The organism is Saccharopolyspora sp. NPDC002376, from assembly GCF_053593195.1.
In genome coordinates this window covers 69167-83120 of record NZ_JBSFBZ010000013.1, presented here as the reverse complement: position 1 = coordinate 83120, position 13954 = coordinate 69167, and the positions used below count along the sequence as shown (strand labels likewise).

The window sequence follows — 13954 nt, the reverse complement described above, 5'->3', positions numbered from 1 at the left end:
GAGACGCCCCGGCTGCCAGGAGCGTGCCCAGCGCAGCACGTCTACTCAGCAACCGATCACCAGTTGGCTGCATGGCTTCCCCCTCATGCTGCCACCGCGCGACGCTCGGCCCCCGCGGTCACCTCGGCGAACAGGCCACGAGCAGATTAGCTCCGGGCCTGGCTCAGCCACCCCGGTCGTTCGTCCCGAGAAGTCGGGTGGGAGCACTGCTTCGCCAAGGCCGCGATCGCACCGTGCACGTGCGGCCTGGAACATGGCGCAAAAACGGATACCTCGAAGTGTTCACGGGATTCAAGCTGTTGAAACGGTGCGCTTGCTGAGGAAGAGCTCGGACAGGGCAACCAGGAGAGCCGCGCTGACGAAGCAGATCGAGACGATCAGGCCGCTGGTGATCGCGGCGTCGAAGCCGCTGGTGGCTAGGACTCCGAAGAACAGGCCGGAGGCCGCTGCCGTGCCCACCGCCGAGCCGATTCGCTGGCCGGTCTGCTGGACTCCTGCCGCCGTTCCGCCGTGAGCACTGTCGATCTCACTGAGGGTCACCGTTTGGTTCGGGGAGATCACCAGGCCGCTGCCGATGCCCGCCACCAGCAGAGGCAGCGCCGTCACCACACCCGCCATGGAACCCGGCTGGGTGCGCAGCAGGAGGTCGGTCGCGAGGAGACCGAGCAGCGCACCGATCAGTCCGATGACCACCAGGCGGCGGCCCATCCGGTACACGAACCGTCCGCTCATCGCCGACGAGATCGCGGAGCCCACCGCGAACGGTGTGAGCGCCAGCCCCGCTTGCAGGGCCGAAAAGCCCAGGCCGCGCTGGAAGTACACCGCCAGGACGAAGAAGATGCTGGTGAATCCCGCGAAGTACAGCAGGCCGAGGGTTGCGCCGAACGAGTAGCTGCGGATGCGCAACAACCGCAGGTTCACCAGCGGCGCGTGTCCGCGCTTGTCGTACCAGTGCTCCCACGCCACGAACGACGCCAGCAGCACCACCGCGACGATCGCCAGGTACCACGGGGTCGACCGGCCGCTCTCCTGCCCGACCAGCGGGAGCAGCAGGCACAGCAAACCACCGCCGAGCAGCAGCACACCCACCAGGTCGAGGCTGTGAGTCGTCTCCTTCCCGCTGTCGCGCGGAAGCACGCGCAGGCCGTACAGGATCGCCGCCGCGCCGATCGGCAGGTTCACGAAGAACACCCAGCGCCAGCCGTGCTCCGCGCCCGCCAGCTGGATGATCAGTCCGCCCAGCAGCGGGCCGATCGCAGTGGAAATGCCCACCACGGCCCCGAACAGGCCGAAGGCCTTCCCGCGCTCCCGACCGTGGAACAGCTGTTGCATCAAGCCGAGCACCTGCGGGTTGAGCAGACCGCCGGCCATGCCCTGCAGCAGTCGGGCCACCACCAGCCATAACGGTGTCATCGCGAATCCGGCCAGCGCGCTGGCCACCGTGAACGCTCCCAGCGCCAGCAGGAACATCCGGCTGCGGCCGCGGTCGTCGCCGAGGCGTCCCGCGGGGACCAGCACCAGGCCGAAGGTCAGCGCGTAGCCGGAGACCACCCAGGACAGCGCCGCGGCGGGCGCCTCCAGGCCCTGTTGGATGGACGGCAGGGCGACGTTGACGATGCTGACGTCCAGCAGCGTCATGAATCCCGCGACCAGGCAGATGGCGAGCACCTGCCAGCGGGTGGCTGCCTCCTCGGGGGAACGTGTCTTCGACTCGGCCGGGTCCACGGGTTCAGCTCAGCACGTTCGTTCTAGGCTCGCACTACCCGATGCACCACACCATTGCGACCGACTGACTTATCAATCACGTCGACCTCTCGTTCGACCTCGCCCAACCAGGATTCCACCGCTACTGACTGGGACATTCCCCCAGACGGGCGGTATCCGGCCCGATCGCAACACGCTCAGATCATTGCGATTCTCGCAATGGACTGTTAGCGTTCCGTCTCGTGCAGGACACGACGGCTGCGTTGCGCCAACGGGTGCGCGACGTGTTGCGCCAGTACCCCGGGAGTCAACGCGCTTTCGCCGAGCAGATCGGGTTGGACCCCACCAAGCTGTCCAAATCGCTGACCGGCACCAGGCGGTTCACCCCGGTCGAGCTCACCCGCGTCGCCGAACTGGCCGGTGTCACGGTCAACTGGCTGATCAACGGCGGGGATGACGTCGAGACGGTGGCCGCTGCGCCGCAGCGCACCGCCCGACCCGAGCGCGAACCCGGCGATCTCCGGGAAGCCAGCCGCTACCAGCAGATCCTCGACGCCGCCTGGCGGCTGATCGCCGAACGCGGCTTCCACTCGGTGCGCGTCTCCGACGTGGCCAAGGAGTGCGGCACCAGCGCCGCGACCATCCACTACTACTTCCCCGGCCGCGACGACCTGCTCACCGAGACGCTGCGCTACTCGGTGCGGCTGGCCTTCGACCGGCAGGTCGCCGAGCTGCACGCCGTCGACGACGCCCACGAGCGCCTGCTGCGACTGGTCGAGCTGCAGCTGCCCACGCCGGGCCTGCTTCGGCAGGAGTGGTCGATCTGGCTGCAGGTGTGGACCGAGAGCGCGCTCAACCCAGATCTGCAGGTGCTGCACAGCGATTCCTACACGCGCTGGCACGACACCATCGGCCGCACCATCCGGCAGGGCCAGGAACAGGGCGTGTTCGCCGACACCGACGCCGAGGAGCTGACCGTCACGCTGACCGCGCTGATCGACGGGCTCGGCATCCAGGTGCTCGCCGGGCGCCCCGGCCGGTCCGTCGAGCGGATGCGCAGAGTGCTGCGCGAGTTCGTCGAACGCGAGATCGTCCGGCACTGACATCCCCGCAAAAACCCACCGGACACCCACCTCGGATGCCCGGGCGCTGAACCCTACCCACGAGAGGAGAGCCCGATGGCCAACGAAGTCATCGTCACCGCCGCGCTCACCGGCGCCGGTGACACCACCGGAAAGAGCGAGTTCGTCCCGGTGACCCCGGAGCAGATCGCCAAGGACGCGGTCGCGGCCGCCGAGGCCGGGGCGGCCGTGGTGCACATCCACGTCCGCAACGTCGAGACCGGCCAGGGCTCGCGGGACGTCGCGCTCTACCGCGAGGTCGTGGAGCGCATCAAGGAAACCGGCATCGACGTGGTCATCAACCTGACCGCGGGCATGGGCGGCGACCTGTTCATCTCCCCCGATGACCCGCTCAAGCCGGTCGACGGCACCGACCTGGTCAACGGCCTGGAGCGGCTGCCGCACGTCGAGGAGCTGCTGCCCGACATCTGCACCCTGGACTGCGGTTCGCTGAACTTCGGCGACGGCAGCCAGCTCTACATCTCCACCCCGGACATGATGCGCGCCGGTGCCAAGCGGATCCAGGAGCTCGGCGTCAAGCCGGAGCTGGAGATCTTCGACACCGGCAACCTGTGGTTCGCCAAGCAGCTGCTCGCCGAGGGCCTGCTCGACGCCCCGCCGCTGTTCCAGCTGTGCGCGGGCATCCCGTGGGGCGCCCCGCCGGAACCGGGCCTGCTGCAGGCGATGGTGAACATGCTGCCGGAGGGCGCCAACTGGGCGAGCTTCGCCATCGGCCGCAACCAGCTGCGCTGGGTCGGTCTGGCCGCGGCGCTGGGCGGCAACGTGCGCGTCGGCCTGGAGGACAACCTCTACCTGAGCAAGGGCGTCAAGGCCACCAACGGCCAGCTCGTCGAGCGCGCGGTGGGCATCGTCGAGGGCATGGGCATGAAGATCGCCACCCCCGACCAGGCCCGCGAGCAGCTCGGCCTGAAGAAGCGCTGACACCGGTCGAAAGGGAATTCTGAGTTGAACGAGCACACTCCCTCCCCCGCTTCCGTTCGTCGGGTCACCTGCATCGGTGCTGGTGTCATCGGCGGTGGCTGGGTCGCGCACTTCCTGGCCCGCGGCTACCAGGTGACCGCCTGGGACCCGGCCCCGGAGTTCGAGGCGAAGCTGCGTCGGCTGGTCGACGCCGCGTGGCCCGCGCTGACCGAGCTCGGCCTGGCCGAGGGTGCCTCCCGCGACAACCTGGTCATCGCCGCGACGTTGGAAGACGCCGTCGCCGACGCCGAGTTCGTGCAGGAGAGCGCGCCGGAGGATCTCGCACTCAAGCGGGACCTGCTGGCCCGCATCGACGCGGCCACTCCGGCCGGCGTGGTGGTCTCCTCGTCCACCTCGGGCTACGGCATGACCGAGATGCAGGTGGACTGCCCGACGCCGCAGCGGCTCGTGGTGGGTCACCCGTTCAACCCGCCGTACCTCATCCCGCTGGTCGAGGTCGTCGGCGGCGAGAAGACCGAGCCGTGGGCAGTGCAGTGGGCCTCGGAGTTCTTCGAGGTCGCCGGCAAGTCGGTGATCACCATGGACCGCGAGGTGCCGGGCTTCATCGCCAACCGCCTGCAGGAGGCGATCTGGCGCGAGGCGCTGCACATGGTGGCCAACGGCGAGGCGACCGTCGAGCAGATCGACGCCTCGATCACCGACGGCCCGGGGCTGCGCTGGCCGCTGCTCGGCCCGTGCCTGACCTTCCACCTGGCCGGTGGTGAGGGCGGCATGGCGCACATGCTCGACCACTTCGGCCCGTCGCTGAAGTCGCCGTGGACCCGGTTGGAGGCGCCCGAGCTCACCACCGAGCTGCGCGACGCGATGGTCGAGGGCTGCGAGGAGGCCGCCGACGGTCGCAGCATCGCCGAGCTGGTCGCCGACCGCGACCGCGCGGTGATCGCCGTGATGCGTGCGGTCGACGAGGTCCGCAAGGGCGCGAAGTGAGCGGGCTCAAGGAGTTCCGCCAGCAGGTCCGTCCGGAGTGGATCGACTACAACGGTCACCTCAGCGAGGCCTACTACGTGCTGGTCTTCGGGTTCGCCACCGACGCGGTGATGGACCAGGTGGGCCTGGACGAGAACTACCGCAACAGCACCGGTTGCTCGCTGTACACAGTGGAAGCGCACGTGCGCTACCTGCGCGAGATCGGGCCGGACGCCGAGATGGTGATCACCAGTCGCGTGGTGGACGCGGGAGCGAAGAAGTTGCGCCTGTGCCACGAGATGTCGGTGGACGGCACCGTGGTTGCCACCGAGGAGATCATGGCGCTGCACGTCGACCAAGGGCAGGGCGGCACCTCGCCGTTCCCCGCCGAGGTCGCCGAGCGGCTGAGGGGGCTCGTCGAACCGCTGCCGGACTACGCCGGCCGGTCGGTGGGCTGACCTGATCGCAGGTGAGCGGAGCTCCCGACGCGGGGGTTCCGCTCACCTGGCTGTCAGAACCCGGTCCAGCAGTCCGCACACAACGATCACCAGCGCGAAGAACGCTGCTGTGGCGGCCAGCAGCCGAGCCTCGGGATACCCGCTCGCAACGGTGAAGGCGACTGCGGGGTTCCGGTTCGGACGGGTCCACCGCCAACCGATCAGGGCGGACGCTGTGGACAAGACGATCAGAGCGCCTAGAGCGACCGTCACGGTTGAGCACTCCCGGTGTGGAATACGCGTTCGACGCGGAACCTATCCACCGGGTGCCTCGCGGCGGGGCCGAATCGGTCATGCGCGAACCGCGTCTCGGGATGACCTGCTCGGCTGAGCTGGTTACGGTGGCGGGTGCTCCGACCGGCTACCGACTGGAGGACCGATGGACCCCGAGACCCCGGAAGCCGACGCCGTCGAACAGGCCCGCCAGGCCGAGGAACTACCCGAAGAAGAGGAACCGGAACAGGTCGAGGTCCCCCTCGACGTCGATCCGGCCGACCTCGCCGACCAGCGCCGCCCGGCCCCGGTCGACGAGTCCTACAACCACGACTGACAGCCGCCGCTACGCCGAGCGTGGGGTGAACTCCCCCGGCTCGGGGAAGACCCGACCCGGGTTGAGGATGTTGTGCGGGTCCAGGGCCGCCTTGATCGCGCGCTGCGCGCTCAAGGCGGCCTCGTCCAGTTCCTCCCCCAGCCAACGCCGCTTGAGGTGTCCGACGCCGTGCTCGCCGGTGATGGTCCCGTCGAGCTCCAGGCCCAGCTCCATGATCGCGTCGAACGCCTGCTGCGCGCGGACGGACTCCTCTTCGTCGCTGGCGTCGAAGACCACCGACGGGTGCATGTTGCCGTCGCCGGCGTGCCCGGCGCACAGCACCTCCACCTGGTACTGCTCGGCGATCCGCCCCAGGCCCTCGACCAGGTCGACCAGGTTGCGCCGGGGCACGCACACGTCGTCCACCAGCACCGCCACGCCCAGGTTCTCGTGGGCGTCGCCGACCAGCCGCCGCGCCTGCATCAGCAGTTCGCCCTCCGCCGGGTCGTCGGCGACGGCCACCTCTGAGGCGTCGTTGGCGCGGGCCACGGCCTCGAACGCGGCCAGGTCACCCGGCGCCGCATCGCCGCGGTCGGACTGCACCAGCAGCATGCCCGCCATGCCCTCGGGAAAACCCAGGTCGGCGAGCTTCTGCACCGCCTGAACCGTGGGCCAGTCCATGAACTCCAGCACCGACGGCCGGTAGCCCTCCGCCAGGTATCCGGTCACCGTGCGCGCGGCGTCGGCGACGGTCGGGAAGAACGCGACCGCGGTCAGCGGCTGCGCGGCGGCCGGGCGCAGCGCCACGGTGACCTCGGTGACCACGCCGAGGGTGCCTTCGGAGCCGACCACCAGGTGCGTCAGGTCGTAGCCGGCCACGCCCTTGGCGGTGCGGCGACCGGTGCGCATCACCCGGCCGTCGGCCAGCACGACCTCCAGGGCGCGGACGAAGTCGCCGGTCACGCCGTACTTCACGCAGCACATGCCGCCGGCGTTGGTTGCCACGTTGCCGCCGATCGTGGAGATGCTGCGCGAACCGGGGTCCGGCGGGTAGAACAGCCCGTGCTCGGCGACCTTCGCCGCGAGCACGCCGTTGACCACGCCGGGCTGGACGACGGCGATCTGCTCGGAGGCGTCGACGTCGAGGATCTGGTCCATCTTCTCCAGCGACAGCAGGATGCAGCCGTCCAACGCGTTGGCCGCTCCCGACAGCCCGGAGCGGGCGCCCTGCGGCACCACCGGAACCCGGTTTCGGTGCGCCCACGCCAAAGTCGTCGATACGTCCTCAGTGGACCGCGCGCGGACGAGCGCCGCGGGAGCGCCGGCCGGGCAGAAGCTGGCGCGGTCCCGGCGGTAGGCCTCCAGCACGTCGACGTCGTCGAAAACACGTCCGTCGGGCAGTAATTCGCGCAGGGCACGCACATCGGCGATGGTCATCGGGGCACTCTCCGACCTGGGCTGGGAACTTGTCTCGCTAAAACCTAACCCGCCGAACCGGTCATGAGTCCACCGCGAAGAATGGACATGATCACACTGCGTCCGCGCCGTCAGCCCGGCCAGTGGCCGAACAGGTCGGCGAAGCCCTCCCGCCAGCTGGGCCACTTAGGCCGCCAGCCCAGGGTTTCGCGGAGCCGGAAGTTCGTCGCGCCGCGCTGTTCGGTCAGCTGGTGGACGGTCAACCAGTCCAGCTGGGCTTTGGCCTGCTCCAGCGTCAGCGACACCGGGGCCGGTCCACCGGCCATCAGCGCGTAGGTGGGCAGCCACTCCACCGCTGCCGCCGGTTCGTTGTCGACCACGTTGTACGCACCGGGGTCACCGCTCGCCAGCAGTTCGAGCACCGCCCCGGCCGCGTCGTCGACGTGGGTGAAGGAGGTCAGACCGACTTCGTCGGCGACCACCGGCAGCGCGCTGCCGCACACCTTGGAGTGGATCGCGCCGCCCGGCGCGTACTGCGTGTCCGGGCCGTAGAGGTTGCCGTAGCGCAGCGCGACGCCCTCGATGTCCGGGCAGTTCAGGACCGCTTCCTCCACCGCCACCTGCGCCCGGACGGCGTCGCCCCAGCATCCCGGCGCGTCCGTCCACAGTGGTGATTCCTCGTCCAGCACGTCGTGGCCGTGCGGAAGGTAGGCAGCGGTCGTGCTCTGCCCGATGATGCGCTGCGCACCGGCTTCCACGGCCGCTGCGACCAAGTTCTTCGAGGCCCGCTCGCGCGATCGAGCGGAACGCAGCTGCCCGTCGGTGAGGTCGGTGCGGCCGATCCCGGAGGTCTGGTCCACCACGACATCTGGTGCGGCGCGGCACAACTCGCGCTGCACTTCTTCGGGCTCCTGCAGATCAGCGACTGCGACGTCGTCGAACGGTGTAGAACCGTCCAGCCGATCCACGCCGCGGACGAGCGCGGTCACGTGATGACCTCGTTCCCGCAGCATCGAGAGGAGCGTTCTCCCGACCACGCCGGTCGAACCGGCGACAACCACACGCAGGGGCACTTCGACCTCGCACCGGGTTAGACGTCAGCGGCTCGAAAGCGTACCCCGGCGAGACACCCCGGATCGGGTGAAAACTGCGGTCCTCCTGGGCGGCAGACCGGCACCGCGGACGGCCCGGACCTGCCGCCCCTCGAGGCGGTATCAGAGCTCTCTCCGATGCGCCGTCGTGCCAGAACGGCACGACCTTTCGTCAGTCAGATGGCGCGAATGCTCGCGGCCTGCGGACCCTTCGGGCCCTGGGCGATCTCGAACTCCACGCGCTGGTTCTCCTCCAACGTGCGGAAACCGGAGGAGTCGATCGCGGAGTAGTGGGCGAACACGTCAGCGCCGCCGCCATCCGGGGTGATGAACCCGTAGCCCTTCTCCGCGTTGAACCACTTGACCGTACCGGTAGCCATTCCTTGTTTCTCCTGATTCTGCTGGCCAGGGTCAACACTGCGCAGACCCGAGGTCGCCGAGCTGATCCCCTCGTGCCGGCGCGGCGCCGGCACACCACGGCACAAAAAAAGCGCCTGCGTTCTGGCAGGCACTCTTCCAGTACTGCTGAGACCAAAACTGCAACCACCACGAACGCTAGCACTCCGACTGCGGGTTGTCACACGCCAATTGCTGCACGTGAAAGCGGCCGAAAACGCCGGTTAGATCCTTTCCTGCGAACCGGTTTCCCGCGGCGTAGCCGCTCAGCGGACCCTCAGCGCTGCAAGCGTCGAGGGTCCGCTGAGCGGCTACGCCACCTCAAAGTGCCTGATTTTGATCTTTTGCTTTTGATGCGCCGCCAGGCGCATAGCCCACCCTCGGCGCTTGCACCACCGCGGGTTCTCAGCGCCCGCCTGGCGAGGACGGCCCAGCCGCCGTGTGTTGGCCATACATAAGGGTGGGCACCCGCAGACCAGGCGGGCGCTGAGGTTCCGCTACCCGCACCGCCACTCAAAACGAGTTGAAAACAGGTTCTAAGACAAACCAGGACCGGAGATAGGTGCTCAGGGAATGCTCAACAGGCCCTGTCCACGGGCTTCCGCGGCCATGTTCTGCTCGGTCCGCTGGTCGGCGAGCATCAGTGCAGCGGCCCTCGGAGTGAGCCCTTCGGCATCCCAGGCCGCCAGAAGCGGCGGGATCTTCGCGAGCATCTCCTCCCGCAACACCTGGAACGACAGCACCGGGTCCGCGTCGACCCGACCCAGCAGCAGCCACCAGACCCAGGCGACCGCGCCCGCGTTGGCCACGAAGTCCGGGATCACCGGAATACCGCGAGTGGCCAGCATTTCCTCGGCATCGGCCGTCACCGGGGTGTTGGCCGCCTCGATGATGACCTTGGCGTTGACCTCCGGCACCTGCCGCGGAGCGATCGCGTAGGACACCGCCGCCGGGATGAGCACATCGACCTCGGCGCCGAGGACCGCTTCGCGCGGCGAGCGCAGGACGTGCTCGGGCACCTGGGCGCGATCGATCTCGCCGAACCGGTCGCGCGCTTCCAGCAGCGCCGGAACGTCCAGACCGTCCGGGTCGTACAACGTCCCCGCCGCGTCGGCCATCGCCACGACTTTCAGCCCGGCCTCGTGCAAGTAGTAGGCCGCGCCGCCGCCCATCGTCCCGACGCCTTGAACCGCGACCGTCGTCGAAGCGGGAGCCCATCCCCTCGCGCGCACGACACCGAGGCAGCTCTGCGCGACACCGAAGCCACCAACCACGTCGCCGAGCAGCAACCCGCCAGGCACCGGGGCGTTGAGACCGGCTCGCACGCGGCGCAGCGTGCGCTCCACGTCCGGGGCTCGGAGGATCGCCGCGTGGTAGGACTGGTGCAGCCCGACCTCGGCGAACACCTCGTCGATCAGGTGCTGCGGCACGCCGAGGTCTTCCGCCGTCACCCAATGCGCGTCCAGGTACGGCCGCATCGCCTGCACGAAGCGGCGCAGCACCCCTTTGGCCTCGGGATCCTTCGGATCGCAGTCGATGCCGCCCTTCGCCCCGCCGACCGGCAGATCGAACACCGCGGTCTTGCGCGCCATGCCGCGCGCCAGGTCCTCCACCTCCGACAAGGTGCACCCGGCGCGCATCCGGGTTCCGCCGGTGGCCAGACCGGACACCAGGCTGTGCACCACGAGGTAGCCGTTGCGGCCGGTCACGGGATCCGTCCAGATCACCCGCATCATCGGGTCGCGGTCGACGAGAGCCACGGCCGAACCTCCTTCCCACAGAACGCGTGAACCCGCCACGGAGAACCCGCGCGGGGAATGTGCAACCAGTGATCGAGCTATCGGCGAGCCGCGTGATCGCTGCGCTCGCCCCACTGCCGATTCGATCGGTCAGTGATGTCGCAGCCAGAGCGAGGAAGAGGACAACCAACGGGCCGGGCGAGGGTTCCGGTACGACTCGATTCGCATGGCGTACCTCCCGCTTTCCGCCCGGTTGGCTCGAAGTTAAGGGCGGCCGGTTCGGATTGTCAACAATCGACTTCTCGGACAAGCGTTACGTCATCGAAACGGGTGTTTCCCACCGGTTACCGGCACGCTTCGCAGGCCTCTCACCAGCATCGCCGCGACCGCCGAGCGCCAGACCCCACCGCCACACGAACGGGTGACGCTCGGTTCTAAGCTTCCGAACGCAGCGGAAACGGGCACAGCGCGGAGCCGCGCCGGGACTTGGACCAAACCGCTCCCAAGATCACCAGGCGGCTGGAAGGATGCGAGGCATGAGCCAACCGGGACGACCCCAGGACCCATCGGGATCGCTGGACGAGGCGACGCAGCAGCAGCTGATCCAGGAGATCGGCCGAGTCATCGTGCGCGCGCTGCCCCCTGGCTGGCGGGAAGCCACCGTCGAATACCGCGCGCTGGGCAGCCACCGGGAGCTGGCCGCGCAGCTGATCGCCCCCAACGGCACTGCCATTCCGCTGGCCGCGCCGGTGGAAGCCGCCGAGCTGTTCACGCGACTGCGCCAGGTCATGTACCAACCGGACCGCGGCACCTGGGTGAGCGCACTGTACCGACTGGAGCGCCCCGGCAGCTACACCGTGGACTTCAACGGCGACTACGAGCCGAGCTGGCGCACCGCTCCCCCGGCGGGCTCTGCCGCCGAAGAGCTCAGCCGCTTCCCGCGTCCCGCCTCGGTGACTCCGGACTGGTTCATCGCCTCTCCCCCGGCTCAGCTGCGCACCGCAGAGGTCTTCGACGACTCCGGGCGGCCGATCACCGAGCGCCCGGAGCTCGACCCGACCGAGCTCGGGCCGATCGCGGACTACCTGGAGAAGGCCCCGATCGTGCTGGCCGCGCGCAGCTACGACACCGACCGGCTCGACCCGGCCCGGAACCCGGCGGTGCCGATGACCTTCCACACCGACGGCAGCTGGGTCTGGCCCGGCGCGGTCGGCTACTACCTGCGCCAGCACGGCGTCGCCCCGGAGGCCGACCTCCTGGCCCACATCCGCAACCAGGGCTTCCGGATTCCGGAGGTCACCGAACCGGTCCGGGACCAGGCCGTCGCCCTCATCACCGGCGAACAGCGCTAGTACGACCCCGAGGGCTCCGCAGATCTGCAGTTTCAATTGAAACTGCAGATCCCACCCACGCCGGATCACAGTTTCAATTGAAACTGTGGTTTTCGGTCGGGCCGTGGGCACGGAGTTCCTGCCACAATCCTCGGCATGCGCGAGGTGGTGTTCGCGGGTGGCCCGGTGGCCACAATGGACGCCGCTCGCTCGTTCACCGATGCGGTGGCGGTGCGCGACGGGCGGATCGTCGCCGTCGGCCGGGACGCCTTGGCGCGCCGGTCCCCGCGCGCCGAGTTCGTCGATCTGCGCGGCCGGTTGCTGCTGCCCGGGTTCCACGACGCGCACGTGCACCCGATCTACGGCGGGATCGAGCGACTGCGCTGCGATCTCACCGAATGCCTCGACGCCGACGAGTGCCTGCGGCAGGTCGAGGCCTACCTGCGGACCCATCCGAATGCGGATTGGGTGCTGGGCGGCGGCTGGGACATGGGGTTGTTCCCCGGCGGTGCGCCGAGCCGAACCGCGCTGGATCCGGTGACCGGGGATCGGCCCGCGTACCTGCTCAACCGCGACCACCACGGCGCCTGGGTGAACACCGCCGCGCTGCGGCTGGCCGGGGTCGACCGGCACACCCCCGACCCGCCGGACGGCCGGATCGAACGCGATGTCGACGGCCATCCATCCGGGGCCCTGCACGAGGGCGCGACCCGGCTGGTCGAGCGGGTGCTGCCGCCGACCGGTGACGACGAGTACCTGGCCGCGCTGCTGGAAGGTCAGCGGCACCTGCACGCCCGCGGTGTGACGTCCTGGCACGACGCGATCGTGGGCCCCTACCTCGGCTACGACGACACCCTGGCGACCTACCTGGACGCCGACCGGCGCGGGCTGCTGACCGGCAAGGTGCGCGGCGCGCTGTGGTGGGATCGCGCCCGCGGCCGGGAGCAGATCGAGGAACTGCGGCACCGCCGGGAGAAGGCGCGCGGGCAGCGGTTCCGGGCCGACACCGTGAAGATCATGCAGGACGGCGTGTGCGAGAACTTCACCGCAGCACTGCTGCTGCCCTACCTCGGCCGCCACGGCAGCGGACTGTCCTTCGTGGACCGCGACCTGCTCGCCGAAGTGGTGCCGGAGCTCGCTGATTCCGGGTTCCAGCTGCACTTCCACGCCATCGGCGACCGGGCGGTGCGCGACGTGCTGGACGCGCTTTCCGGTGCGCGCGAACAAGATCTGCGCCACCAGATCGCGCACGTGCAGGTGGTGCAACCCTCCGATCTCCCGCGCTTCCACGAACTCGGCGTGGTGGCGACGATCCAGCCGCGGTGGGCGGTCAACGACGCGGCCATGACGAAGCTGACCACTCCGCGCCTGGGACATCGGCGCGCCGGTTGGCAGTACCCGTTCCGCTCGCTGCGCGCGGCGGGTGCGGTGTTGGCGGCCGGCAGCGACTGGCCGGTGTCCGAGGCCGATCCGATGCTGGCGGTGCACGTCGCGGTCAACCGCAGCGAACCCGGCTCCGACGATCCGCCGTTCCTGCCGGAGCAGTCTCTCGACCTCGTCGATGCGCTCGCCGCCTACACCGCGGGCAGCGCCTGGGTCAACCACGCCGACCGCGAGACCGGGACCGTCGAGGTCGGCAAGGCGGCCGACCTGGTGGTGCTGGACCGGGACCCGTTCTCCCTGCCTCCGAACGAGATCTGGCGGTGCGAAGTGGACCTGACCGTGGTCGACGGCGAAGTGGTGCACCAGCGGAGTTGACTGTCCGCAACACCGCGCTGGGCTATGCGGGCGACGGGACTTCCCGATCGCGTGGAAGGACATCCGGGGCATTGGCCGCCGCAGGCGCGGCTGGTTTCGTGCGCAGGGTCGGTGACCATCGCAGAGAGGTGCGCGGACCACGCAGGCCCTCCGACTACCGGAGTTCTACCTGTACTACCCGGCACGGCTGAACCCGAACCTGGCGCGAGCACGGGAGCACAGCAAGGGCTGGGCTCCGGTGGACGTCGAGCTCCCCGTGCTCTTCGAAGAGCACGGACTGGACGTCGAAGCCCGCGCGACGCTCACCCGCTACGCATCCGGGCTGCAGGACTGGATGGCCGGAATCCTCAACTGGCACCGCGAATGCCGCCGGCACTTCGACGCCGAACTCCGCCACAACGTCCTGGGCAGCTCCCTGGTTCCCCGACCACCGGCCTCGGCACCTCAGCCGCCCGTCTCAGCTG

13 protein-coding genes are annotated in these 13954 nt (G+C 69.3%); 7 read left to right on the top strand and 6 right to left on the bottom strand.

Annotated elements, in window-relative coordinates; translation table 11 throughout:
• Positions 1–291 precede the first annotated feature (291 nt).
• Positions 292–1725, bottom strand: coding sequence for an MFS transporter (locus ACWCO2_RS11900; protein WP_450127724.1), 1434 nt, complete (start codon positions 1723–1725; stop codon positions 292–294).
• 221 nt (positions 1726–1946) lie between these two features.
• On the opposite strand from ACWCO2_RS11900, the gene ACWCO2_RS11895 reads away from it, so the two are divergent.
• The 4 genes from ACWCO2_RS11895 (at position 1947) to ACWCO2_RS11880 (ending at position 5191) form a co-directional block, all read left to right on the top strand.
• Positions 1947–2807 (top strand): TetR family transcriptional regulator C-terminal domain-containing protein, encoded by an 861-nt coding sequence (locus ACWCO2_RS11895; protein ID WP_450127723.1) that lies wholly within the window; start codon positions 1947–1949, stop codon positions 2805–2807.
• Between the two features lie 75 nt (positions 2808–2882).
• On the top strand, positions 2883–3767 hold the full coding sequence (locus ACWCO2_RS11890; protein WP_450127722.1) for a 3-keto-5-aminohexanoate cleavage protein: 885 nt from the start codon (positions 2883–2885) through the stop codon (positions 3765–3767).
• A 24-nt stretch (positions 3768–3791) separates the two neighbouring features.
• Positions 3792–4754: a 3-hydroxyacyl-CoA dehydrogenase NAD-binding domain-containing protein gene (locus tag ACWCO2_RS11885; protein ID WP_450127721.1), complete on the top strand. Its 963-nt coding sequence runs from the start codon at positions 3792–3794 to the stop codon at positions 4752–4754.
• Positions 4751–5191 (top strand): thioesterase family protein, encoded by a 441-nt coding sequence (locus ACWCO2_RS11880; protein ID WP_450127720.1) that lies wholly within the window; start codon positions 4751–4753, stop codon positions 5189–5191. The genes ACWCO2_RS11885 and ACWCO2_RS11880 overlap by 4 nt, the downstream gene beginning before the upstream one ends.
• A gap of 42 nt (positions 5192–5233) precedes the next feature.
• Here the strand turns inward: ACWCO2_RS11880 and ACWCO2_RS11875 are convergent, their stop codons facing one another.
• Positions 5234–5443 carry a hypothetical protein gene (locus ACWCO2_RS11875; RefSeq protein WP_450127719.1) on the bottom strand — a complete coding sequence of 70 codons (210 nt, stop codon included), beginning with the start codon at positions 5441–5443 and terminating at the stop codon, positions 5234–5236.
• Between the two features lie 166 nt (positions 5444–5609).
• Between ACWCO2_RS11875 and ACWCO2_RS11870 the strand changes: the two genes are divergently transcribed.
• Positions 5610–5780: a hypothetical protein gene (locus ACWCO2_RS11870; protein ID WP_450127718.1), complete on the top strand. Its 171-nt coding sequence runs from the start codon at positions 5610–5612 to the stop codon at positions 5778–5780.
• A gap of 9 nt (positions 5781–5789) precedes the next feature.
• Here ACWCO2_RS11870 and ACWCO2_RS11865 read toward each other — a convergent pair whose 3' ends face one another.
• From ACWCO2_RS11865 to ACWCO2_RS11850, 4 genes are all read right to left on the bottom strand, one after another.
• Positions 5790–7196 (bottom strand): FAD-binding oxidoreductase, encoded by a 1407-nt coding sequence (locus ACWCO2_RS11865; protein ID WP_450127717.1) that lies wholly within the window; start codon positions 7194–7196, stop codon positions 5790–5792.
• Between the two features lie 110 nt (positions 7197–7306).
• The gene (locus tag ACWCO2_RS11860) at positions 7307–8188 is read right to left on the bottom strand and encodes an NAD-dependent epimerase/dehydratase family protein (RefSeq protein ID WP_450127716.1); all 882 of its coding nucleotides are present in this window, start codon (positions 8186–8188) and stop codon (positions 7307–7309) included.
• Positions 8189–8442: 254 nt separating this feature from the next.
• Positions 8443–8646 carry a cold-shock protein gene (locus tag ACWCO2_RS11855; RefSeq protein WP_450127715.1) on the bottom strand — a complete coding sequence of 68 codons (204 nt, stop codon included), beginning with the start codon at positions 8644–8646 and terminating at the stop codon, positions 8443–8445.
• Between the two features lie 582 nt (positions 8647–9228).
• Complete coding sequence (locus tag ACWCO2_RS11850; protein WP_450127766.1) at positions 9229–10398, bottom strand: Glu/Leu/Phe/Val family dehydrogenase; 1170 nt, start codon at positions 10396–10398, stop codon at positions 9229–9231.
• A 539-nt stretch (positions 10399–10937) separates the two neighbouring features.
• Between ACWCO2_RS11850 and ACWCO2_RS11845 the strand changes: the two genes are divergently transcribed.
• Both ACWCO2_RS11845 and ACWCO2_RS11840 read left to right on the top strand, forming a co-directional pair.
• Positions 10938–11753, top strand: a complete 816-nt coding sequence (locus ACWCO2_RS11845; RefSeq protein WP_450127714.1) for a hypothetical protein — start codon at positions 10938–10940, stop codon at positions 11751–11753.
• Between the two features lie 135 nt (positions 11754–11888).
• Complete coding sequence (locus ACWCO2_RS11840; protein ID WP_450127713.1) at positions 11889–13490, top strand: amidohydrolase; 1602 nt, start codon at positions 11889–11891, stop codon at positions 13488–13490.
• The last annotated feature ends 464 nt before the right edge of the window (positions 13491–13954 follow it).

Bases quoted from the DNA above. Each gene is read 5' to 3' on its own strand.
- ACWCO2_RS11890 (WP_450127722.1), top strand. From the start codon at position 2,883: ATGGCCAACGAAGTCATCGTCACCGCCGCGCTCACCGGCGCCGGTGAC.
- ACWCO2_RS11870 (WP_450127718.1), top strand. From the start codon at position 5,610: ATGGACCCCGAGACCCCGGAAGCCGACGCCGTCGAACAGGCCCGCCAG.
- ACWCO2_RS11865 (WP_450127717.1), bottom strand. From the start codon at position 7,196: ATGACCATCGCCGATGTGCGTGCCCTGCGCGAATTACTGCCCGACGGA.
- ACWCO2_RS11860 (WP_450127716.1), bottom strand. From the start codon at position 8,188: ATGCTGCGGGAACGAGGTCATCACGTGACCGCGCTCGTCCGCGGCGTG.
- ACWCO2_RS11855 (WP_450127715.1), bottom strand. From the start codon at position 8,646: ATGGCTACCGGTACGGTCAAGTGGTTCAACGCGGAGAAGGGCTACGGG.
- ACWCO2_RS11850 (WP_450127766.1), bottom strand. From the start codon at position 10,398: ATGATGCGGGTGATCTGGACGGATCCCGTGACCGGCCGCAACGGCTAC.
- ACWCO2_RS11845 (WP_450127714.1), top strand. From the start codon at position 10,938: ATGAGCCAACCGGGACGACCCCAGGACCCATCGGGATCGCTGGACGAG.
- ACWCO2_RS11840 (WP_450127713.1), top strand. From the start codon at position 11,889: ATGCGCGAGGTGGTGTTCGCGGGTGGCCCGGTGGCCACAATGGACGCC.